This is a genomic window from Pseudooceanicola sp. LIPI14-2-Ac024 (assembly GCF_042188925.1).
Taxonomy (GTDB): domain Bacteria; phylum Pseudomonadota; class Alphaproteobacteria; order Rhodobacterales; family Rhodobacteraceae; genus Pseudooceanicola.
In genome coordinates, this window is record NZ_CP170102.1 from 1474686 (window position 1) to 1496023 (window position 21338).

The window sequence follows — 21338 nt, forward strand, 5'->3', positions numbered from 1 at the left end:
GGCGAGGCAAATTTTCCGGTTCTGAGGCCGAAAATCACGCCCGCGCACGGCAGATCACGCCGAATCACGGCCGTTTGATTCGAGTGAGTGGGGTAAATTCCCGGCCAGGCGCGCTCGCCGCGTGTCCGGTGGCGGCCATTCCCAAGTCCGACCCGGATTTCGGCGCATGTGGCGCGAAATCCCATAAGATCGCCCGCTCAGGTCAGGGAAAGGCGCAGAAGCGGCAGGAAACGGCCCGGAATGCTGCCCGAAGCGACGCGCCCGACCCTCTCGGCGCCGAGACCTATATAGAAGTGTTCCGCGCCGGGGTCGGCCGCGATCCTCAGCGCGTGCAATCCGCGCAGCCGGGCCGCCGCAGCCGCCCAGGCCATCATCGCGCGGCCCAGCCCCTGTCCCATGGCGCCGGGCGCCACGAAGAGCTTGTCGAGCTCCCCGGCTCGCGGATCGACCTGCGCGACCGCAACCAGGACGCCGTCGCGCGCGGCCAGACCGACATCGCAGTGCAACAGCTCCACCGGCCTCAGGGTCAACTCCGCCTCGCAGGCCCGCATGACGGCCGCGTCGTAGCCCCAATGCGCCTTCGACCGAAGGCAGAGCGCCGAGAGGGCGCCCAGGTCTTCCGCCCGTGCCCGGCGGAAGACCAGCGCCATGTCAGGCCATCCCGCCCTGCACCAACCGGTCGGCGAGCTTGGCATAGGCTTCGGCCATCGGACCGTCACCGGCCGCGATCGGGGTGCCAGAGTCCCCCGCCAGCCGGGTGTCGAGGTCGAGCGGCAGCGCCCCGAGGAACGGCGCACCGATACGTTCAGCCTCCTTCTCGACCCCGCCGTGCCCGAAGGGATGGCTCTGGTGCCCACAGTTGGGACAGACGAAAGAGGACATGTTCTCGATCAGGCCCAGCACCGGGGTCTTGAGCGTGTTGAACATGTCGATGGCCTTGCGTGCGTCCAGCAAGGCGATGTCCTGCGGGGTCGACACCACGAGCGCCCCGGTCATCGCCGCCCGCTGGCAGAGCGTCAGCTGCACGTCGCCGGTGCCCGGCGGAAGATCGACGATCAGCACGTCGAGGTCGCCCCAGGCCACCTGCCCCAGCATCTGTTGCAGTGCCCCCATCAGCATGGGCCCGCGCCAGACCACGGCCTTGCCCTCGTCCACCATCAGGCCGACCGACATCATGGTCACGCCATGGGCGTGCAGCGGCTCGATCGTCTTGCCGTCGGGCGAGGCCGGGCGCTTGCTGACGCCCATCATCTTGGGCTGGGACGGACCGTATATATCAGCATCGAGTAGACCGACCCGCCGCCCCTGCCTGGCCAACGCCACGGCGAGGTTCGCGGAAACGGTCGATTTCCCCACCCCGCCCTTGCCTGAGGCGACGGCCAGGATGCGGTCGACCCCAGCCGGCCGCATCGGCGCGGCCTGCGGTTTCGGATGGCCGCCGAACTTCAACCCCTGCGGCGGCGCGTCCTTGGGAGCTGCGGCGGGGCCATGCGCGGTCAGCGCGACCTGGACAGAGGTCACGCCGGGCACATCGCGCACGAGTTCTTCGGCCGCCTTGCGCAACGGCTCCATCTGGCGGGCGATGTCGGGATTCGGCGCCTCGATCACGAATCTGACGTCGCCGCCTTCGACTCGCATAGCCCGGATCATGTCGTGCGCGACCAGATCGCCCCCATCGGGAAGTTTCAATCTCCGTAACGCGGCGTAAATTCTGTCAGCTTCTTCAGTCATGCACCCTCAGTGAGCATATAGCAGGTCAAGAGACCAAACGGCGGGCAACTTCCGAACACAATCGGAAAAATCCAATGATTCCAACTCCCGTTAGGTCAACACTTCGTATGCATTTGCCGCATAGCAGCATTGCCGAAGCGGCCATTGTGCAGGCGCAGCATGAGCGTAAATTAGGCTCAACAAACGACGCAGAGACTGGATACGCCACGTCACTGCAGACGACGAAGACGACGAAAGGCAAGACGAACATGGCCATGATGACCGACACCAACGCAGGCGCAACCCCGTCCAAGGGTTTCTTCTCGCGGTTCATCGAGAACATGGGTGAACGGCTCACCCGCTACGGCGCATATCGCAAGACGGTTGCAGAGCTCCAGGCTCTCTCGGACCGCGAGCTGCGCGACTTCGGCGCCAACCGGACCATGATCCGGTCGCTGGCCTACGAGCAGGCTTACCGCTCGATGTGATTACGGGATCAGATGGCCCTCTCCTCCTCCCTGGGTCATCTGTGAACTTGCGGCGGCTCCTCTCCTCCTCCCTGGAGCCGCCGCGACCTAAAATCGGGATCTCAGTCCCAAACGTTTCGCCGGCCCTCTCCTCCTCCCTGGGCCGGTGAATGAAAGACCGGCAGCGCCTCTCCTCCTCCCTGGTGCTGCCGGTATCTTTCTCACCCAGGGGCTGGGTTACGCTCCAAGAGTTTCGCGGGCCCTCTCCTCCTCCCTGGGTTCGCGGATGAAAGACTGGCGGTGCCTCTCCTCCTCCCTGGCACCGCCGGAGCTTTCCACCCCAGGGGCTGGGTTACGCCCCAAGAGTTTCGCGGGCCCTCTCCTCCTCCCTGGGTCCGCGGATGAAAGACCGGCAGCGCCTCTCCTCCTCCCTGGCGCTGCCGGAACTTTCTTCCCAGGGGCTGGGTTACGCCCCAAAGGTTTCGCCGGCCCTCTCCTCCTCCCTGGGCCGGTGGATGAAAGAACCGGTGGCGCCTCTCCTCCTCCCTGGCGTCACCGGTCACTTTCTCTCCCAGGGGCTGGGTTACGCCCCGAAGGTTTCGCCGGTCCTCTCCTCCTCCCTGGGCCGGTGATTGCAAGACCGGCGGTGCCTCTCCTCCTCCCTGGCACCGCCGGACACTTGCAGCTCATACCGGGGCAACCCGGGTCCGGGATCGATCACCCTCTCCTCCTCCCTGGGTGATCGTGACATGAACGGCGGCGCCTCTCCTCCTCCCTGGCGTCGCCGTTTTCGTTTTCTGCGCCCGGCTTGACGGCGGGCGGCCTCCTCTGCCAGATGGCCGGAGGATCCCCATCAGAACGGGAATTGTTGATGCTGGAGCTTGCTCTGAACCACTGATCGCCGCCGGTGCGCCGGGGTGATCCACAGCCGGGCCGGACGTATCGTCCGCTGCCTGCGCTTGCGTGATTCACGAACAGGCAACAGCATGAACATTTCCAAATCCGAACAGCGCATCCTGCATGCGTTGGCCCAGGGCGGCTGCATCCGCTATGACCGCGCCGCCAATGGCAAGATCACCCGGGCGGACTGTGTCACACATGACGGGTCGATCCTGTCCGGCTGCACGGTCGAGATGACCTCTCGACTGCGGCGCCGGCGCTGGATCGTCTCGCGCGAGTCCGCGCCCTACCGCATCTCGCCCGCCGGGCTCCGCGCCGTGCGCGCGCAGCTCGACAACCGTGTATGAGGGGACCGATATGATTATCCGACCAGAAGCCGCCGCCGACGCGGCGGCCATCCGGGCGCTCACCGATGCCGCCTTTGCCGGTGCCCCGCACAGCGACGGCACCGAGGGTGCCATCGTGGATCGGTTGAGGGCCGAGAATGCCCTGAGCCTGTCCCTGGTGGCCGAAACCGGCAGAGAGATCGTGGGCCACGTCGCCTTCTCCCCGGTCACGGTGGGGAACGCGGCGGGGTGGTACGGGCTGGGGCCGGTATCGGTCCGCCCCGACCTTCAGGGCACCGGGATCGGCAGTGCGATGATCCGCGACGGCCTCGACCGGCTGCGCGCCGTCGGGGCACCGGGCTGCGTGGTGCTGGGTGATCCTGGCTACTACGGTCGCTTCGGGTTTGTCCCCCAGAACGGGCTGACCTTTGGCGGCAAGGCATCGCCCTATTTCAACGCTCTGCCCTTCGGGGCTGAGCCGCCGTCAGGCGACGCGGTCTACCATGCGGCCTTCTACGGCTGACAGGGCGCCATGCAAGACATGCAAACGGGCGGAGGGCGACCTCCGCCCGTTTGTCATTCGGTCACGCCCGTCACGCGGCCGTTTTCAGCTCCGGAATCGGCGGCTCCAACTCGCCCGCGTAATGGCAGGCGACCCGGTGCCCGCTGCCGAAATCGCGCATCTCGGGCTTCTTGGCGCGGCACATCTCGGTCGCGAAGGGGCAGCGCGCGGCAAAGCGGCACCCCGGTGGCGGGGCGGTCGGGCTGGGGGTTCCCCCCGAGAAGCGGCCGGGCCGAGAGCGACCCACGTTCGCTTTCGGGCGACAGGGCCGCCGACATCAGCGACCAGGTGTAGGGATGCTTGGCCTGGGCAAAGAGCGTCTTGGCCGGGGCTTTTTCGACGAATTCGCCGAGGTACATCACCGCGACCTCGTCGCAGATGTACTGCACCACGGCCAGGTCGTGCGAGATGAAGACATAGGACAGCCCCATGTCGTCCTGCAGCTTGCGCAGGAGGTTCAGGATCTGCGCCTGGATCGCCACGTCGAGGGCCGAGACCGGTTCGTCGCAGACGATCAGCTCGGGTTTCGAGGCCAGCGCCCGCGCGATGCAAAGCCGCTGCCGCTGCCCGCCCGAGAACTGGTGCGGGAATAGCCGCCCGGCCTCGCGGTGCAGACCGACGGCGGCCAGCATGTCCTCGGCCACGCCGTCACGGCCCTTGTCGTCGCCGATCTCGAGCAGGTCGAGCGGTTCGCGGATCGCCGCCCGCGCCTTCTTGCGCGGGTTCAGCGACGAGAACGGGTCCTGGAACACCATCTGGAACTTGGACCGCACCGAGCGCAGGCTGTCGCCTTGCAGACCGGAAATCTGGTGATCGCGCAGGAAGATCGAGCCCTCGGTCACCGGCGCGAGCCGCATGATCGCCTGCGCGATGGTCGACTTGCCCGATCCGCTTTCGCCGACGATGCCGAAGGTCGTGCCCTCGCGCACCTTGAAGTCGACGCCGTCGACCGCATGCACGATCTTGCGCGCGCCGCCGGGGGCGCGACCGACATCGAAATGGACCTTTAGCCCGTTGACCCTGAGAATGTCGTCGCCGCTCATGCCATCACCTCTTCTTGCGTCTTCCAGCACATCGCCGTGTGCGCGGGCCCGACGTCGTGGTCTGCGGGCACAATCGCGCGGCAACGGGCGTCGGCCATGGCGCAGCGCGGCGCAAAGCGGCAGCCCTGCGGCATCTGGCCCAGCTGCGGCACCATGCCCGCGATCTCGCGCAGGTCGGCCGCCCCCTGCCCGGCTGCCGCCCCCAGCCGCAGGCGCGGCGTGCAGGACATCAGCCCGCGGGTGTAGGGATGCGCGGCATGGCTCAGGATCTCGGCCGCAGGGCCGCTTTCGATCCGCCACCCCGCGTAGAACACGGCGACATCGTCGGCCATCTCGGCCACCGCGCCCAGGTCGTGGGTGATCAGCATGATCGCGGTGCCCGTTTCCTCCTGCAGGTCACGCATCAGGCGGAAAATCTGCGCCTGCACCGTGACGTCGAGCGCGGTGGTCGGCTCGTCCGCGATGATCAGGCGCGGCTGGCAGGCCAGTGCCATCGCGATCATCACCCGCTGCCGCATCCCTCCCGAGAACTCGTGCGGATAGGAATGCAGCCGCGCCTCGGCGCCGGGGATCTGCACGGCCTTGAGCATCTCGATCGCCCGCTGCTCGGCCGCGGCGGTGTCGAGGCCCTGGTGCTGGCGCACCGCCTCGGCGATCTGTTCGCCCACGCTGAACACCGGGTTGAGCGAGGTCATAGGCTCCTGGAAGATCATCGAGATGTCGTTGCCGCGCAGCGATCGCATCCGGGCGTCTGGGACATTGGTGATGTCCTCGCCGTCCAGCAGGATCTGGCCGCTCGTGATCTCGAACCCAGGGGGCAGCAGGCGCATGATGGCCAGCGCGGTCATCGACTTGCCGCAGCCGCTTTCGCCCACGATGCCCATGGTCGTGCCGCGCCGGATCGACAGCGAGACGTCGTCGAGCACGCGGATCGCGCCCGCGTCGCCTTTCATCTCGACCGTGAGGTTGCGGACCTCGAGAAAGGGGGTCTGGTCGGTCATCCGCGTTTCCTCGTTCTGGGGTTCAATGCGTCGTTGATGCCGTCGCCGATCAGAGAGATCGCCAGCACCGTGAGGAAGATCGCCACGCCCGGGCAGGTCACGGTCCACCAGGCGTCAAGCAGGTAGTTCTGGTTCTGCCCGATGATGAGGCCCCAGCTCAGCTGGTTCGGATCCCCGAGGCCGAGGAAACTTAGCCCCGCCTCGAACAGGATCGAGGCGCCGGTGATCAAGGCCGAGGCGACGATGATCGGCGGCAGCGATCCCGGCAGGATCACCCGGAACATCAGGTAGCCATCGCGCGCCCCCGCGGTCCGGGCCGCCTTGACGTATTCGAGGTTGCCGATGCGCATGAACTCGGCCCTGGTCAGCCGCGCGATCTGCGCCCAGCCGACGACGCCGATGGCAAAGATGATGGTATAGAGACTGGGGGCGAAGATCGTCACCAGCACCATCGCCAGCAGCAGCGAGGGCAGCACCTGGAAGAACTCGGTGAACTTCATCAGCGCCTTGTCGACCCGGCCGCCGAAGTAGCCGGCAAAGGCCCCCACGGCCACGCCGATGGCAATGGTCATCACCGCCGACACGGCGCCCACGATCAGCGTCACGCGCCCGCCGATCAGGATGCCGGCCAGGATGTCCCGGCCGATGTAGTCGGTGCCGAGCGGCGTGCCGTCTCCCGGCGGCGACAACGGCACCCAGACCATTTCGTAAGGATCGACGCCGTAGAGCGACGGGCCGAAGATCGTGCCGACAAGTATGATCGCCAGCAGGATCAGCCCGAAGGCGGCCGACTTGTTCCTCAGGAAGATCCCCAGCGTCTCGCGCATCGGGTGATCGGGTTTGGCGGCGGGGGCCTGGGCGATGTCGATCTGGCTCATGGCGGGATCCGCGATCACGTTCTGGTTCATGCCTTGATCCTCCGCATCCGGGGATCGATCCGGCGATAGGCGATGTCGGTCAGGGCGTTGGCAATCATCACCAGCGCGGCCGAGAAGAGCAGGATGCCGAGCAGCGTCGGGTAGTCCCTGCGCAGGATCGAGTCGTAGGCCAGCCGCCCGAGGCCCGGCCAGTTGAACACCGTCTCGACCAGCACCGCGCCAGCGAAGAGCTGGCCGAACTGCAGGCCGACCATGGTGACGATCGGGATCAGCCCGTTGCGCAGGCCGTGCTTCCAGATCACCTTGCGTTCCGGCAGGCCCTTGGCGCGGGCCGTGCGGATGTAGTCCTGCCCCAGCACGTCGATCATCGAGGTCCGCGCGAGGCGCGAGTAATACGCGATGTAGATCAGGGCGAGCGTCACCGCCGGCAGAACGAGGTGGTGCAGGATGTCGAGGTAGTAGGCGATGCCCGAGGGCCGCCGCATCGACTGCATCCCCGAGACCGGAAAGATCGGCCAGACCGAGGCGAAGAGGATCAGCAGCATCATCCCGATCCAGAACACCGGCGCGGAGTATCCCACCAGCGAGAAGATCGTGACGAAATGGCTGCCCATGCCGTCCGGCTTCTTGGCCGAAAAGGCACCGGCGAAGGTGCCGACCACCACCGCCAGCACCAGCGCGGACATCACCAGCAGGATGGTCGCAGGCGTCCGCTGCCAGAGCAGTTCCAGCACCGGCGTGTTGAAGTAGTAGGAATAGCCCAGGTCACCGGTCAGCACCTTGCCGACATAGATGAAGAGCTGCGTCAGCACAGGCTTGTCCAGCCCGTAGGAGGCGCGGAGCTGGGCGATGAGCTCTTCCGAGGCACCGCCCATCTCGCCCACGATGACCTCGACAGGGTCACCGGGGGCCATCTGGACCAGCAGGAAATTGAGGACCACCACCGCCATGATGAGGAGGAAAGCCTCAAGCAACCGGGTCAGCGTTGGTGTCACTTTGCGGAACGTATACATCGATGGGGTCCTCTCTTTCCTGCCGTGTCAGCCTTCGCTCATTCTTCCCAGCGAAGGTCGTCCATCGGCGAAACCGGTCCCCAGATCCCGTCAGGTACGCCGACGAGGCCCTTCTTGTAGACCGTGTTGTAGGGGATCACGTTCAGGAAGTAGATCGGGGTCTCGTCCACCACGATTTCCTGGAACTCGTCATAAAGCGCCTTGCGCTTCTCCGGGTCCACTTCGGTCGCGGCCGAGGCCAGCAGTTCGTCCACCTTAGTGTTCTCGTACTGCTGGGTGTTCGACCAGATGACGCCCGGACGGATGTTCGAGCTGATGTAGGTCCGGTTCACCCCGATCACCGGGTCGCCCCAGTTGAAGACCTTGTCGATCGTCATGTCGTAGTCGTAGTTCGAGATGCGCTGCGCCCAGGTCGGGAAGTCGGGGGCGACGCGGATCTCGACGTTGATGCCGACCTTGCGCAACTGCGACTTCATGTAGTCGAGCAGGTTGCGGCCCATTTCCTCGCCGCCGTTGGTGACGTCGCCGGTCAGGGTGAAGCGGATGCCGTCGGCACCGGCCGGGTGGCCTGCCTCGTCCAGCAGCGCATTGGCCTTGTCGATATCGAGGTCGTAGTTCTCGACATTGGCATTGGCCAGCGGAGAGCCCGGCACGATCGGGCCCGGCGCGGTTTCCACCTGCCCCTGCAGCAGCACGTTCACGATGAAATCGCGGTCGAGCGCGTAGTTGATCGCCTTGCGGACACGGACATCGTCCAGCGGTGCCTTCTTCACGTTGTAGGCCAGCCAGTTGATCGGACCGATGGCTTGGCCAAGGTCGGCCTCGACCACGAGGTCGGCGTTCTCACTCAGCCGCTTCAGGTCGCGGGGGAGCTGACGAAGGGCACCATATCCAGGTCGCCCCGTTCCAGCGCGAGGATCAGGGAGTTGCTGTCGGGGAAGATCTGGACATAGACCTCGTCGAGGTAAGGCTTGCCCTCGATGAAGAAATCCTCGTTCTTGACCAGCTTGTAATATTCGCCCTGGACGTATTCCGCGAACTTGAACGGGCCAGCGCCGACCGGGCTGAGGTTGGCCGGGTTCTGCTGGATGTCGCCGTGTTCCGGTCCATAGACATGTTCGGGCAGGATCGGCATCAGCGTCGGCGACATTGCCAGCAGCAGCGCGGGGTGCGGGTGCGCAAGATGGATCACCACGGTGGTGTCGTCGGGCGTGTCGACGGATGCGACCGGCTCCAGCATGGTCTTGAACGGGTGGTTCGCCTTGATCGTCTCGATCGAGAACTTCACATCGGCCGAGGTGAGCGGCTCACCGTCGTGGAACTTCACGTCGTCGCGCAGGTGCAGCGTGACGGTCAGCCCGTCCTCCGACGTCTCCCAGCTCTCAGCGACGTAGGGCTCGGGCTCCCAGCTGTCGGAGTAGCGCAGCGGCGAGGCATAAATGTTCGACGCCGGCATGAAGGTGAAGACTCCGGACTGGATCGCCGCGTTGAAGTGGCGCGGCACGCCCGGCGTGCCGATGACGACCGACCCTTCGGCCATGGCCGAACCGGCGGTCAGGGCCGCGAGGCAGGTCGCGGCAAGCAAGGATTTCCAGTGTTTCATTGGTGGTCTCTCCTGTTGGGTCTTTTGTGGTTATCCGTGAGTGTCGAATTCATCCGGCCAGCGCCGCCATCCCGCGCGCGCCCGAGGCCAGGGCCGTGGCCAGCAGCACCAGCATCGCCAGCCGCCGGAACCCGCTTTCGCTGGTGCGTGCGAACATCCGCCCGCCCGCCCAGGTGCCGAAGAGCATCAGCGGCAGCGCGACCAGCGCCATCGCCACGCTGGCCCCCGTGACCAGCCCGCCCCAGACCAGCCCCGGCAGAGCCAGCAGCGAGGTTGAGAAGAAAAAGATGATCAGCGAGGCGCGGGTCTGTTTCGCCGGCACGTCGGTGGTCAGGAAATAGGCCACCGCCGGCGGTCCGGGCATCGCCGCGAAGCCGCCGAAGAACCCGGCCACCCCGCCGGTCAGCACCGCCAGCCGCAGGTTCGGCGGGCCGTAACCATTGGCCGGTTTCCACATCAGCATAGCCAGCCCGGCGAGGATCAGCACCGCGATCGCGATCCGCGTCACCGTCGGGTCGAGCCAGAGCAGCAGCGCCACGCCGAAGGGCGTCCCGACCACGGCCCCGGCGATCAGCCGCTTGAGCACCGGTTTGTGCCAGGTCCCGCGGAGCGTGACGCTGTCCCGGACCCCGGCCATGCTCTGCAGCAGCACCGCCATCGTCACCGCCTGCGCGGGGTCGAGGAAGAGCGACATCGCCGGCACGGCGGCCAGCGCAAAGCCGAACCCGGTCAGCCCCCGCAGGAAAGCGGCCGCCAGGACCGACAGGCAGACCAGCCCGGTTTCGGGCCAGGGAAGGATGGAAAGCATCTGTGATCTGTCCCGTCCCCATGGCCCCTTACATCGCCAGCACGATGGTCTTCTTGCGGGTGAAGTGTTCCAGCATCGCCTCGAGCGAGGCCTCTTTCCCGAGGCCCGAGTTGCCGAAGCCGCCGTAGCTGAGGTTGGGCTGGATGGTCAGGTTCTGGTTCACCTGCACGTAGCCCACGTTCAGCCGTTTCGTGGCGTCGAGCGCGATGGTCATGCTGTCGGTCCAGACCGTGGCTGCCAGGCCGTAGTCCGAATTGTTCGCCGCCGCGATCACCGCCTCGTAGTCGTTCCATTTCTGGATCATGCAGACCGGGCCAAAGATCTCCTCGCGCGCGGCGGGGCTGTCCTCGGGCAGGTCCAGCAGCAGGGTTGGCTGGGCATAGAGATCGGGGGCGACGCCCGCGGTCGGCAGGGTGCCGCAGCGAACGACGCGCGCGCCCGGCGTATCCTCTGCGATGCCGACGTAGCGGTCGATGGTCGCCTTCTGTTTCGCGTTGATGATGGTGCCGATCTCGGTCGCCTCGTCCAGCGGATCGCCGATCACCATCTTGTCGAGCCGCGCGGTCAGTTCGGCCAGGAAGGCGTCGTAGAGGCTTTCATGCACGTAGATGCGCGAGGCGGCCGTGCAGCTCTGCCCCTGCCGGGTGAACCGCATGCCCGAGATCGCGCCGGTCACCACCTTGTCGAGGTTCGCATCGGCGCAGACGATCATCGGGGACTTGCCGCCCAGTTCCAGCGACACCGGCACGATCCGCTGCGCGCCCGCGCCATAGACGATGCGGCCCGCGGCCTCGGACCCGGTGAAGGTGATCTTGGCGATGTCGGGATGCGCGGTGAGCGCCGCGCCGCAGACAAGGCCATTGCCCACGACGACGTTTACCACGCCATCGGGCAGGAACCGGTTCAGGATCACCGCGCAGGCGAGCGTGGCAAACGGTGCCTCTTCGGAGGCCTTGATGACCACCGTGTTGCCTGCAACCAGCGCCGGGGCGATCTTGAGCATGGTCAGCACCAGCGGCACGTTCCACGGCACGATGGCGCCGACGACGCCCAGCGGTTCGCGGGTGGTGGTGGCGAATACCGACGGATCGAAGGGGATCGTCTCGCCCTTCAGCTCGGAGCCAAGGCCACCGTAGAATTCCAGCAGGTCGGCCGACACGGCCAGCTCGCCCCGGCATTCGGTGGCCAGCGCCTTGCCGGTCTCGCGCGCCAGCAGGCGGGCGATGACCTCGGCCTCGGCGGTGATCGCGCGGCCGGCGGCGGCGACCATCTTGCCGCGCTTGCGGGCGTTGGTGTCGGCCCAACCCGGTTGCGCGGCCTTTGCGGTCGCAACGGCCGCGCCGACCTCATCCGCGTTCGACGCGGCAGCGGATGCGAGGATCCGCATCTGCGCCGGCTCCATCACGTCGAGCGAGGCCGCGGCCGGGGTCAGCACCCCGCCGATGAAGTTTCGATCAGCCAGGGCGGCAAGCCAATCCTCGGCGGTGGTCGCGTCCTCGGGACGCATCGGGGTGGTGAGCACTTTGTCCATGGCTCCACTTTGCCGCGTCGCAGAATCCGCCATAGGTCCAGCCACGGGGATTGAAGGGTTCCAGAGGGCCAAGGCGCGATATCGCTGGCCCCACGGCCGCGCCCGCGCCTGTTGAACAGGCACTTTCGGCAGGTCAGGCAAGGGAAACGGGACCGGTCTGCTGCCCCGAGGGCTCAATAGCAGCGCACTTCGCGGGCGGCGGCCGCGATCTCGGCGATGCCGGGGCCGATCAGCCGCGTGTCGATGGCGTTGAGACCGAGACGGAAGTACCGCCCGGCCAGGTCCGGCGCGACAAAGGGATCGCCCCGTTCCACCAGCACGCCTCGCCGGGCCGCCGCGTCGATCAACGCATCCGCATTCAGATCGCCCGGGCATTCCAGCCAGAGGCTCGATCCCCCGATGCTGGGGCTCAGCCGGAATTCAGGCAGCTCGCGCCGCACCGCGTCCACCGCCACCTGCCAGCGCTGCGCAAGCGCTTCGCGCACGACGCGGACCATGCCCTCGTAATGGCCGTGGGCCAGCAGGATCGCGGCGGTGCGCTGGTTGTTCAGCGGCGCCGACCGATGCATCAGCCGCCGCATCGCGCGGGCCTCGGCGATCAGCGGCGCGGGGGCCACGATGTAGCCGATCCGCACCCCGGGGGCGAGCACCTTGGACATGGTGCCGATATAGACGACGCGGCCGGACCGATCGATCGACTTCAGCGCGGGCGGGGTCTGGGCCGACCGGATTTCGCCCTCGTAATCGTCCTCGAGGATCAGGAAATCCTCGGCCTCGGCCAGTTCCAGCAGCCGCGCGCGACGGGCATTCGTCATCGTCACCATGGTCGGGCAGTGATGCGCGGGTGTGACAAAGACCAGCCCCGCCCCCTTCAGCCGCGCCTCGGCAGCGGCATCCAGCACCATCCCCTCGTCATCCACCGTCATCCGTCGGATGTCGGCGCGATGCGCCTCGAAGATGTTCTGCGCGTCGGGATAGCCCGGATCCTCGACCCCCACGGCATCGCCCGGCCGCAGCAGCAGCTGCGACAGCAGGTAGATGCCATGCTGGGACCCCAGCGTGATCATCACCTCGTCCCGGCGGGCAAAGATGCCCCGCTGCGGCAGCACGTGACGGCAGAGCTGTTCGACCAGCAACGGATCGTCCTCGAGCGCGCGGTCCGAGGCCCAGTAGTCGATCGCCGACCGGCCAAGCGCGTCACGCGAACAGGCGCGCCACTGGTCGACCGGGAACAGCTTGCGGTCGACCTGGCCGTAGACGAAGGGATAGCGGTATTCCTGCCAGTCCCAGGGTTTGACGATGTGGCGCATCTGGGAGGGCGCGAATTTCAGGTGTTTCTGCCAGGCGATCCCGGCGCCGGTTTCGACATGCGGCTCGCATTCGGCTGCCGGGGCCTGGTCGACCGTGCCGACGAAGAAGCCCATCCGCTCGCGCGAGTCGAGAAAACCCTGGGACACCAGCTCTTCGTAGGCCGCCGTCACCGTGTTCCGCCCGACGCCGAGGCTCTTGGCCAGGTGTCGCGTCGCGGGCATCCGCTGACCGGCCTGCAACTTGCCGTCGACGATGGCATTGACCAGCGACTGGCGGATCCAGGATTGCAGCGGCGTTCCCGGCGACCGGGGGTGGAAGAGCGTGTTGTCGAGCATGACACGATGGTGCGGCGCGGCGCGACCGGGCGCAATACGCCGCACTGCAGCACGCGAAGGGCGCGACGTCATTCCCGACCGCCGCGCCCGTCTCGTGCCCGTTTATTCAGCAGCCGAGGCCCCTGCCCCGTGTGCCCTCACGCGGCCGTGACCACCTCGGCGAGGGCCGAGTCGATGGTGTCGACGATCCGGTCGATCTCGGCCTCGCCGGCGATCAGCGCGGGCGAGAGGCAGAGCGTGTTGTTGAACCCGGGGATCGACCGGTTGGTCATGCCGATGATGACCCCGCGCCGGTCACAGGCCGCCACGACCTGCGCCACGGTGCCCTCGGCCAGCGGCTCGCGCGTCTTCCGGTCCGCCACCAGTTCCGCCCCGGCAAAGAGGCCAAGCCCCCGCACGTCACCCACGCAGGCGTGTTTCTCTTTCAGCCCCTCAAGGCCCATCATCAGCCGCGCGCCCATGGCCCGCGTGTTGGCCAGCAGGCCCTCGTCCTCGATGATGCGCATGTTCTCGATCGCCGCCGCCGGACCGCCCGTGCAGCCCCCGAAGGTCGAAATGTCGCGGAAATGGTCGAGCGGGTCCGAAGCGTCGCTGCGGAACATGTCGAACACCTCCTCGGTGGTCACGAGGCAGGCGATGGCCGCGTAGCCCGAGGCGACGCCCTTGGCCATCGTCACCATGTCGGGTTTCACGCCGTAGTTCTGGTAGCCGAACCATTCGCCGGTCCGGCCCACGCCGCAGACCACCTCGTCGATGTGCAGCAGGATGTCGTACTTGCGGCAGATCTCCTGCACACGTTCCCAGTACCCCTTCGGCGGGGTGATGACGCCGCCGCCCGCGGTCACCGGCTCAAGGCATATCGCGCCGACGGTGTCGGGGCCTTCGCGCAGGATGACCTCTTCGATCGCGTCGGCGGCGCGTTCGCCGTAGTTCTCGACGTCCCACTGGGCGCGGTACTCGAGGCAATGGGGCACCTGCACGAAATCCGGCGCAAAGGGGCCGTACTGCGCCGCCCGCTGCTCCTGCCCGCAGGCCGACAGCGCGCCGATGGTGGTGCCGTGGTAATCGCGTTCGCGGTAGAGGATCTTGGTCTTCTTCCCGCCATAGCGCTTGTGGGCGATCTGGCGGACCATCTTGAACGCCTTCTCGTTCGCCTCGGAGCCCGAGTTGGTATAGTAGACGCGGGTCATCCCCGGCATCTTGTCCGTAAGCATCTCGGCGAACCGCGCGCCGGGGATCGAACCCGCGCTGCCGGCGAAGTAGTTCATCCTCACCACCTGGTCGCGGATCGCGTCACCGATGCTTTCGCGGCCGTAGCCCACGTTCACCGTCCAGACCCCGCCGGACACGGCATCCAGGAACTCGGTCCCGTTCTGGTCCCAGACGGCCATGCCGCGGCCTTCGACGATGATGCGCGGGTCCTTGGCGTCGAACGCCCGATGCTGCATCAGGTGGTGCCAGACATGGGCGCGGTCGGCCTCTACAATCCCGCTCAGGTCGTTGTCGTACATTTCCGAACTCCGGTCAGATCGCTGTTGCCGGCATCAAGCGCCCGGAGCGGATTTCGCGACAGCGCCAGCGGCTGCGAAAGGGGGGACCAACGCGTGGCGGGCCCGGATCGGGGCCGGATCGCAGGCGGCATCAACCACCCGAGGTTGAGTACCCCAAACCCCTGACACAAATTGGATAATTGACGGGCCATCGAAAATCGGGCCGACTGGGGGTGTCCCTCAGTGACGCTCCCTCCCCCATGAGGGTGGCCCCGGCCTTGTCCCCAAGAATGCCGGGGCCGACTTTCGCCCTGCGTTTGAAAACAGGCACTTACCCGTCCAGCGTGTGCCGGGCGGCATCCTCTGCGTCATCCGGCCGGTCGCGGTGGCGCTGGATTGGCGATGCCATTTCCTGCACCAGCAGGGCCAGCGCCGCCAGGTAGGTGACCACCGCGCAGGCCAGCACGACCAGGGCGATCACGCCGTTCACGCTGCCGAAAATGCCGCTGCCGTCCTGCGGTCGGACCGCGAAAAACGCGAACCAGCACAGCGATCCCACGACGATGAGGGCGACCATTCGCCTTAAATTCCTGCGGTGCATCGCCAAGACCCTCTCTCTAAAGGAAAAATCCGCGTCCACCGGGCGCGAGAAAGTTACCCCAACGGAAACCGACACTGTCGCGTTGTGGCATGGATGGGCCGATTCTGCCAAGTCGCGGCGCTGACGGCGCACCGGCAAAGCCCTCAGGATGCACGCGAATTGCACGCTCGCGCCCCAGCCGCCACGGTACGGTCCGGACGCCCCGGTTCAGCGGAAATATCGCATAGGTTGTGCTGCGTTTGCACAATGCACATGCAGGAGCGGGCTTCCGCCTGCGATTTCCGGGCCTGATAGCGATAAAGCCTCTCTCATCCACACCATTGACCTTTACCTAACGGCACGACCGGACTAGGTTACACTCATGGCGGGTGGACCCTGCCATCCACGTCCAGGTCTTAGCCAGTGACCAACGGTTAGAACACCAGTTCCGTCCCCACCCCGATGTATCAGGCTTACTAAGTTTCTGGAGATTGAATATGAAACCCATTGCCTTTGGCGCTGTTGCGGCAGCCGCTTTGTTCCTTTCGGCCCAGCAGGGCCTGAGCGCGACTGTCTCGCTCACCATCGATGATTTCGACTCCTTCCAGGAGGTCAAGGACACGCCGAGCGCGATCTCGACCAACGCCTCCGAACTCGCGGATCCGGCCGTCCTCGGCGGCTATCGCGACCTCAGCATCGAGAACACGGCCGCAACCGGTTCGACGGTTGAGGCCACCGAACTGTCCTCGGACAGCGGTCTGCTCTCGTTCTCGAACATCGCCGGGGCCCGTGGCCGCGGCTACATCACCTATGATGGCAACGACAGCCCGATGTCTGTCGACACCACGGGTCTTGGCGGTATCAACCTCGATATCGGCATCGACCCCTATTTCGCCTTCGACGTCGCCTACTTCGACCGCGATGTCTTCATCATGATCCAGGCTTGGGACATGTTCGGCAACACAGTGTCCTACGCCGAAACCCTGACCGCGGGCTTCAACCCGAACCTGCCCTTCACGGACCTGACGGGCGATCCGGGCTTCGACTGGACGCAGGTTGGCGCGCTGCAGTTCTTCGTCGACTCGACGTCCACCGATGTGAGCGTCGACGGACAGCTCTACTCGATCAAGGTCATCGCGACCGAGATCCCGCTGCCGGCCTCGGGCCTGCTGCTTCTGGCAGGTGTCGCGGGCGTGCCGCTGCTGCGTCGCCGCAAGAAAGCGTAGCACGCCTGATCGCAGCGTGGGACAAGGTTAGGACCTGAAACACGAAAGCGGCGCGTCGAGAGACGCGCCGCTTCTTTGTTGTCGCCAGTGATGCTGCGGCGTCGCGCGGTGGATCGCCTTGCCAGATCAGGCCCGGCGTTCGATCGGATCTTCGAACAGCAGGGACCCCGCCCCGCGCCGCGCCCGGACATGGCGGGTGAACTCGGTGATCTGGCGCAGGGTGACCGCCTCGCCGTACCACTGGGCCGGCGCGGGCTCGAACCCGTGCAGCTCGGCCAGGGCCGCGATGTGGTCGGCATCCGCCAGGCTCAGCCGCGACCCGATGCTGAAATCCCGGATCTCGCGCGCCAGCGCCAGCAACAGGGTTTCCCCCAGGCAGCCCCAGCAGAGGTTCTTGGGCAAGGTCTGGAACGGGCCCAGGTCGATGTCGAACGGCGGCCGGATCAACCCGGCATCAAACACCATCACGCGGTCCAGCCTGCGTGCCGCCGGGGCGACGTTCGGCGGGCGTGCCACGTCGCAGACCAGCGTGCCGGGCTTCAGCGCCAACGGGTCGATCAGCGCGGTGTCGGCGCTGGTCGCGACCAGCACGATGTCCGCGGTCTCGAGCGCCTCTTCCAGCGGCGTGGTCCAGTCCAGCAGCGGCGCCTCGCCCCGCGACTGGAGAAGGTCGCACATCCGTTCGGCCAGCCCGCTGCCGGAACCGAGCCGTTCGGGCCCGAACGCCTCGGTCGCCCGCACGATCTGGCGCCGCAGTTCGCCCGAAGCACCGTCGCGCCGGGCCTGCGCCGGCAGTTCGGCGCAGACTTCGTCGGCGACGCGGGACAGCAGGCCCGGCGTGAACGGGTTCGCCGCGTTGCCGACAAGGGTCAGCCGCCCGGCAGACCGCGCCAGCATCAGCGAGGCCAGCCGCCCGATCGCGCCCGAGGCGCCGATGACCGCGACATGCGCGTCCTCGATCGCAAGGCCGGTGCGCATCGCCATGTTCTCAAGCGACTTGACCGCCGAGACGGTGGTCAGGGTGTTGCCGCTGGTGATCGGGGCGCCGCGTCCGGTGACGGCCTCGCCGCCGCGCGTGACGATCGAGGTGAAGGCACCCAGCCCGACGCGCGATGCCCCCTCGGCCACGGCCAGGTCGACGCCTTCTCCGATCATCCGCTTGGCGGCCTTGCGGCCCTTGCCGCGCATCTCGCCCGGCAGCATCGGCACCGACACGAGCCAGCCGTCGGCCAGCGCCCCGGCCTTCGACCGCACCGGCGGGATCCGCCGCGCAAAGCCGGGCCCCAGCCGCTTGACCCAGTCGCACCAGTTGGCCAGCTCGACATCGCTGAACTGTTCGAAGGACGGGTCCGACCGGAAGATGTCGGCCTCTTCGGTGTAGTGGATCAGGAAGGCAAAGCTGCCGTCGCGGGCCGCGGGCGCGTTCTGCATCGCGGCAAATTCGACAGGATCGGGCTCTGGCAGGGCATCGGGGAGCATCCGCGGACCCGAGACCAGGTGGCGCACCAGCCGGTAGCTGTCGGACGCCGCCAGCACCTCGCAAAGGTCGCGCAGCGCGGCCAGCGCGCGGTCGATCTGCGCCAGGCTCACGGTCAGGGCCGGCTGCAGGCGGATGACCCGCGTGCTGTTGAACACCGGGGCCGTCACGATGGCATGGCGGTTCAGCAGGTAGGAGCTGATCAGCGGGGTGATCCCGCCGTTGAGGCTGGCAAAGCCCAGCACGGCCGAGTGCGACCAGGCTTCGAAGGCCTGGAACTCGAGCCCGATCATCAGCCCCTCGCCGCGCACGTCGCGGATGACGGTCGGGTACTCGGCCTGCAGCTGGTCCAGCCCGGCCCGGAAATGCGCGCCCTTGGCGGCGACGTCGTCGATCAGCTCTCCATCGTCCTGCAGCAGCCGGTCGAGCGTCGCGAGGCCCACACGGCAGGCCAGCGTGTTGCCCGCAAAGGTCGAGCTGTGGCGCTGCCCGAACCGGTCGTCCCAGGCCGAGGGCCGCACGACGCAGGCCCCGATGGGCACCACGCCGCCGCCAAGCGCCTTGGCCAGCAGCAGCATGTCCGGCACCTCGCGGCTGTCCGAGCAGGCAAAGAGCCGCCCGGTGCGGCCAAGGCCGGTCTGGATCTCGTCAAAGACCGACAGGACCCCGTGTTCGCGGCAGAGCGCGACGACATCGTCAAGGTAGCCGTCCGGCGGGCAGATCACCCCGCCCTCGCCCTGGATCGGTTCGACCAGGAAGGCGGCGATGCGATCGCCGTCGCGGTCCAGCACGGCCCGCAGCGCGTCGAGGTCGCCGTAGGGGATATAGAGGTGATCGGCATGGGGAACGGCGAACCCGTCCTGGTAGAGTGGCTTTCCGGTTGCCGACAGCGCGCCGAGCGTCTTGCCGTGGAACCCGTTCTCGGTCGACAGGATCAGGCGGCGGCCGGTGCGCACGCGGGCCAGCTTGATCGCCGCCTCGACCGTCTCGGCGCCGCTGTTGGCGAAGGTGGTGATCGACAGGTCGCCCGGCGTGACCTCGGCCAGGCGGTCGGCCAGCGCCTCGGCGGCGAGGCCACGCAACGGCTGGATCATCAGCGGCGCCTGCTCTTCGGCGACGCCTTGGATGGCGGACCATATCTCGGGCGGGTTGTGGCCGAACGGCAGCGCCCCGTACTGAGAGAGGAAGTCCAGATACTCCCGCCCGGCCGCGTCCTGGACGGTCGGTCCGGACCCGCGCGTCATCTCGATATCGAGAGCGAACAGCGCGAGGAGTTCTCGTCGGGAAGGGTTCAGGGTGGGTTTCATGAGATGCATGGGTAAAGTCGCAAATCCGAGCGACGGCTGCGGCGACTTTGCCGAGCCATGGTTAACGAACAGTTGCCTTGGGTCTAACTTCCTTGTCCTGTCCACGAGGCCAAACCGAGTGCAGCAGCCCCGCAGGAAGTTACCCCCGATGTGGAGGAATTTCCTTTGTGTGGCAACCTATGCTGACGAGGGCGAAACAATCCCGGCAGGTTCCTGCTTTTCGATACCCGAAGACGTTGCAGTTCATTGCCACCCGAGTTCGCGGCCTCCCCGGCCTGGGCGGAACCATGCCAAAATCGGGGGTCGGTAGGAGAAATCACGCCGCAACCTTAAGGGTACGATTAAATCTTCGGCAGCAATTACAGGCTGAAAACAAGGCGCTAGGTTACCCCACGTTGCCGTAGGGTAACCCCTCGCAGCCCACTGACAGCACGACGAAAATCCGGACACCGCGATACACGCAAGGGGAGAGCCCCAGACAGCTGCTGCGGTCGAACGCGCCTTGCTTTTCGTGTCAGACGCGCACAGGCAGGCGGTCGGACCGAGAGCGCACCGTTCGCAGCCGTCACGAAGTTCTGATGCCGCGTGAAGCCCCGCATCACGCCTCCGAAATGGCGCTACAGCCCACCAAAAAACGGGTGGCCAAAAACCGCCGATGACGCAACGGCATGCAATTTTTAGGCGAATCGCCGCGCCGAAGCACCCGCCTCTGAGCTTGATCTCGGGACCCGCGGCACGCGGGGTCATTTGCACGGCCAAAGGTCTCGCCCGGCAGCGGCGGCACACGAACCACCACCCTTCGACCGTTTCGGAATGGGAAACAGTGGCGGAAACGCACCGCCAAACCGAGCCGCCCCGGACGGGGGACACCTCCGCGCGATGCAATTGCAACGCCGCGGCGCACCTCCTATCGTCGGCTAAAGTGACAATGACGGGGCTGACCGCCTCGCAGGGGGCGCAGCCAGCATGGCTCCGGAAAGACAAGACCGCCGTGTGCCCAAGGGGTTTGCCCCGGCACCCGTCATCACCGCCCTGCACTCTGCCAATTTCGTCCCCGCGCTGCTGCATGCGATCGACGCGATCGTGCCCTTCAACGGCGCCCTTCTGACCCGGCTGCACGTCGACCGGAAGCCGTCGCATGTCTACGACACGGTCCGCGCGGAACGACGGCAGGTTGTCGTGGATCAGTACCTCGATTCCGCCTACCTGCTCGATCCGATCTACAACGGCTTTGTCCAGGGCCTGGGCGACGTGGTGCTGCGCTTGCGGGATGTCGCGCCGGACCACTTCCGCCGCTCGACCTATTTCAAGCACTACTACGGCAACATCGACCTGGCCGACGAACTGGCGATCCTCGTGCGGCTGCCGCAGCAGAGCGCGCTTTTCATCTCGCTCGGCCGGCTCGGCGGCGAGCCCCGCTTCACCACGCGAGAGATGACGGCGCTCCGGCGCGAGCTGGACGTCATCGCGGCACTGGTCCGCAAGCATTTCGACCGCGCCGCGCCCGTGCTGCCGCAGCCCGACATCGACAGCTCGATCACCGAGGCATTCGAATCCTTCGGCGACGGCGTTCTGACCGCGCGGGAGCGCGAGATCGCGACCCTGATCCTGCGCGGCCATTCCTCGGCCTCGATTTCCGAGGTCACCGGCACAACGGTCGGCACGGTCAAGATCCATCGCAAGAACCTCTACCGCAAGCTCAGGATTTCATCGCAATCCGAGCTTCTTGCGCGGTTCCTCGGGGCGGTCGTCGCCTGACCGCCTATCCCC

At 66.7% G+C, this 21338-nt stretch carries 19 protein-coding genes and 1 pseudogene; 5 read left to right on the plus strand and 15 right to left on the minus strand.

What is annotated here, in order from left to right; genetic code table 11:
• Nucleotides 1–197: 197 nt before the first annotated feature.
• Nucleotides 198–650 (minus strand): GNAT family N-acetyltransferase, encoded by a 453-nt coding sequence (locus ACE2AC_RS07165; RefSeq protein WP_375691416.1) that lies wholly within the window; start codon nucleotides 648–650, stop codon nucleotides 198–200.
• A 1-nt stretch (nucleotide 651) separates the two neighbouring features.
• Nucleotides 652–1731 (minus strand): Mrp/NBP35 family ATP-binding protein, encoded by a 1080-nt coding sequence (locus ACE2AC_RS07170; RefSeq protein WP_375691417.1) that lies wholly within the window; start codon nucleotides 1729–1731, stop codon nucleotides 652–654.
• 248 nt (nucleotides 1732–1979) lie between these two features.
• Here ACE2AC_RS07170 and ACE2AC_RS07175 point away from each other — a divergent pair, with 248 nt between their 5' ends.
• The 3 genes from ACE2AC_RS07175 to ACE2AC_RS07185 all read left to right on the plus strand — a co-directional run bounded on the left by ACE2AC_RS07175 (nucleotide 1980) and on the right by ACE2AC_RS07185 (nucleotide 3926).
• The gene (locus tag ACE2AC_RS07175; RefSeq protein WP_375691418.1) at nucleotides 1980–2198 is read left to right on the plus strand and encodes a DUF1127 domain-containing protein; all 219 of its coding nucleotides are present in this window, start codon (nucleotides 1980–1982) and stop codon (nucleotides 2196–2198) included.
• Nucleotides 2199–3163: 965 nt separating this feature from the next.
• The gene (locus tag ACE2AC_RS07180; RefSeq protein WP_375691419.1) at nucleotides 3164–3424 is read left to right on the plus strand and encodes a YjhX family toxin; all 261 of its coding nucleotides are present in this window, start codon (nucleotides 3164–3166) and stop codon (nucleotides 3422–3424) included.
• Between the two features lie 10 nt (nucleotides 3425–3434).
• A complete protein-coding gene (locus tag ACE2AC_RS07185; RefSeq protein ID WP_375691420.1) occupies nucleotides 3435–3926 on the plus strand; it encodes a GNAT family N-acetyltransferase in 492 nt (163 codons plus the stop codon).
• Between the two features lie 70 nt (nucleotides 3927–3996).
• On the opposite strand, the gene ACE2AC_RS07190 is transcribed toward ACE2AC_RS07185, so the two are convergent.
• The 12 genes and pseudogenes from ACE2AC_RS07190 to ACE2AC_RS07245 all read right to left on the minus strand — a co-directional run bounded on the left by ACE2AC_RS07190 (nucleotide 3997) and on the right by ACE2AC_RS07245 (nucleotide 15555).
• The gene (locus tag ACE2AC_RS07190) at nucleotides 3997–4212 is read right to left on the minus strand and encodes an oligopeptide/dipeptide ABC transporter ATP-binding protein (protein ID WP_375692080.1); all 216 of its coding nucleotides are present in this window, start codon (nucleotides 4210–4212) and stop codon (nucleotides 3997–3999) included.
• Nucleotides 4213–4519: 307 nt separating this feature from the next.
• A pseudogene (locus ACE2AC_RS07195) lies at nucleotides 4520–5008 on the minus strand (ATP-binding cassette domain-containing protein); the annotation flags it as partial.
• Nucleotides 5005–6009, minus strand: a complete 1005-nt coding sequence (locus ACE2AC_RS07200) for an ABC transporter ATP-binding protein (RefSeq protein ID WP_375691421.1) — start codon at nucleotides 6007–6009, stop codon at nucleotides 5005–5007. The pseudogene ACE2AC_RS07195 and the gene ACE2AC_RS07200, both read right to left, overlap by 4 nt.
• The gene (locus ACE2AC_RS07205; RefSeq protein WP_375691422.1) at nucleotides 6006–6917 is read right to left on the minus strand and encodes an ABC transporter permease; all 912 of its coding nucleotides are present in this window, start codon (nucleotides 6915–6917) and stop codon (nucleotides 6006–6008) included. The genes ACE2AC_RS07200 and ACE2AC_RS07205 overlap by 4 nt, the downstream gene beginning before the upstream one ends.
• A complete protein-coding gene (locus ACE2AC_RS07210; RefSeq protein WP_375691423.1) occupies nucleotides 6914–7882 on the minus strand; it encodes an ABC transporter permease in 969 nt (322 codons plus the stop codon). The genes ACE2AC_RS07205 and ACE2AC_RS07210 overlap by 4 nt, the downstream gene beginning before the upstream one ends.
• Nucleotides 7883–7938: 56 nt before the next feature.
• Nucleotides 7939–8730, minus strand: coding sequence for an ABC transporter substrate-binding protein (locus ACE2AC_RS07215; protein ID WP_375691424.1), 792 nt, complete (start codon nucleotides 8728–8730; stop codon nucleotides 7939–7941).
• Nucleotides 8731–8756: 26 nt separating this feature from the next.
• A complete protein-coding gene (locus tag ACE2AC_RS07220; RefSeq protein WP_375691425.1) occupies nucleotides 8757–9503 on the minus strand; it encodes an ABC transporter substrate-binding protein in 747 nt (248 codons plus the stop codon).
• 49 nt (nucleotides 9504–9552) lie between these two features.
• The gene (locus ACE2AC_RS07225; RefSeq protein WP_375691426.1) at nucleotides 9553–10311 is read right to left on the minus strand and encodes a sulfite exporter TauE/SafE family protein; all 759 of its coding nucleotides are present in this window, start codon (nucleotides 10309–10311) and stop codon (nucleotides 9553–9555) included.
• Nucleotides 10312–10339: 28 nt separating this feature from the next.
• Nucleotides 10340–11842, minus strand: a complete 1503-nt coding sequence (locus ACE2AC_RS07230) for an aldehyde dehydrogenase family protein (protein ID WP_375691427.1) — start codon at nucleotides 11840–11842, stop codon at nucleotides 10340–10342.
• A 173-nt stretch (nucleotides 11843–12015) separates the two neighbouring features.
• Nucleotides 12016–13488, minus strand: coding sequence for a PLP-dependent aminotransferase family protein (locus ACE2AC_RS07235; protein ID WP_375691428.1), 1473 nt, complete (start codon nucleotides 13486–13488; stop codon nucleotides 12016–12018).
• A 137-nt stretch (nucleotides 13489–13625) separates the two neighbouring features.
• Entirely contained in the window at nucleotides 13626–14999 is a 1374-nt protein-coding gene (locus tag ACE2AC_RS07240; RefSeq protein WP_375691429.1) for an aspartate aminotransferase family protein, read from the minus strand.
• A gap of 310 nt (nucleotides 15000–15309) precedes the next feature.
• Nucleotides 15310–15555: a hypothetical protein gene (locus tag ACE2AC_RS07245; RefSeq protein WP_375691430.1), complete on the minus strand. Its 246-nt coding sequence runs from the start codon at nucleotides 15553–15555 to the stop codon at nucleotides 15310–15312.
• A gap of 500 nt (nucleotides 15556–16055) precedes the next feature.
• Here ACE2AC_RS07245 and ACE2AC_RS07250 point away from each other — a divergent pair, with 500 nt between their 5' ends.
• A complete protein-coding gene (locus ACE2AC_RS07250; protein ID WP_375691431.1) occupies nucleotides 16056–16784 on the plus strand; it encodes a VPLPA-CTERM sorting domain-containing protein in 729 nt (242 codons plus the stop codon).
• A gap of 126 nt (nucleotides 16785–16910) precedes the next feature.
• Here ACE2AC_RS07250 and ACE2AC_RS07255 read toward each other — a convergent pair whose 3' ends face one another.
• Nucleotides 16911–19568 (minus strand): aminotransferase class III-fold pyridoxal phosphate-dependent enzyme, encoded by a 2658-nt coding sequence (locus ACE2AC_RS07255; protein ID WP_375691432.1) that lies wholly within the window; start codon nucleotides 19566–19568, stop codon nucleotides 16911–16913.
• 993 nt (nucleotides 19569–20561) lie between these two features.
• Here ACE2AC_RS07255 and ACE2AC_RS07260 point away from each other — a divergent pair.
• Entirely contained in the window at nucleotides 20562–21326 is a 765-nt protein-coding gene (locus tag ACE2AC_RS07260; RefSeq protein ID WP_375691433.1) for a LuxR C-terminal-related transcriptional regulator, read from the plus strand.
• The last annotated feature ends 12 nt before the right edge of the window (nucleotides 21327–21338 follow it).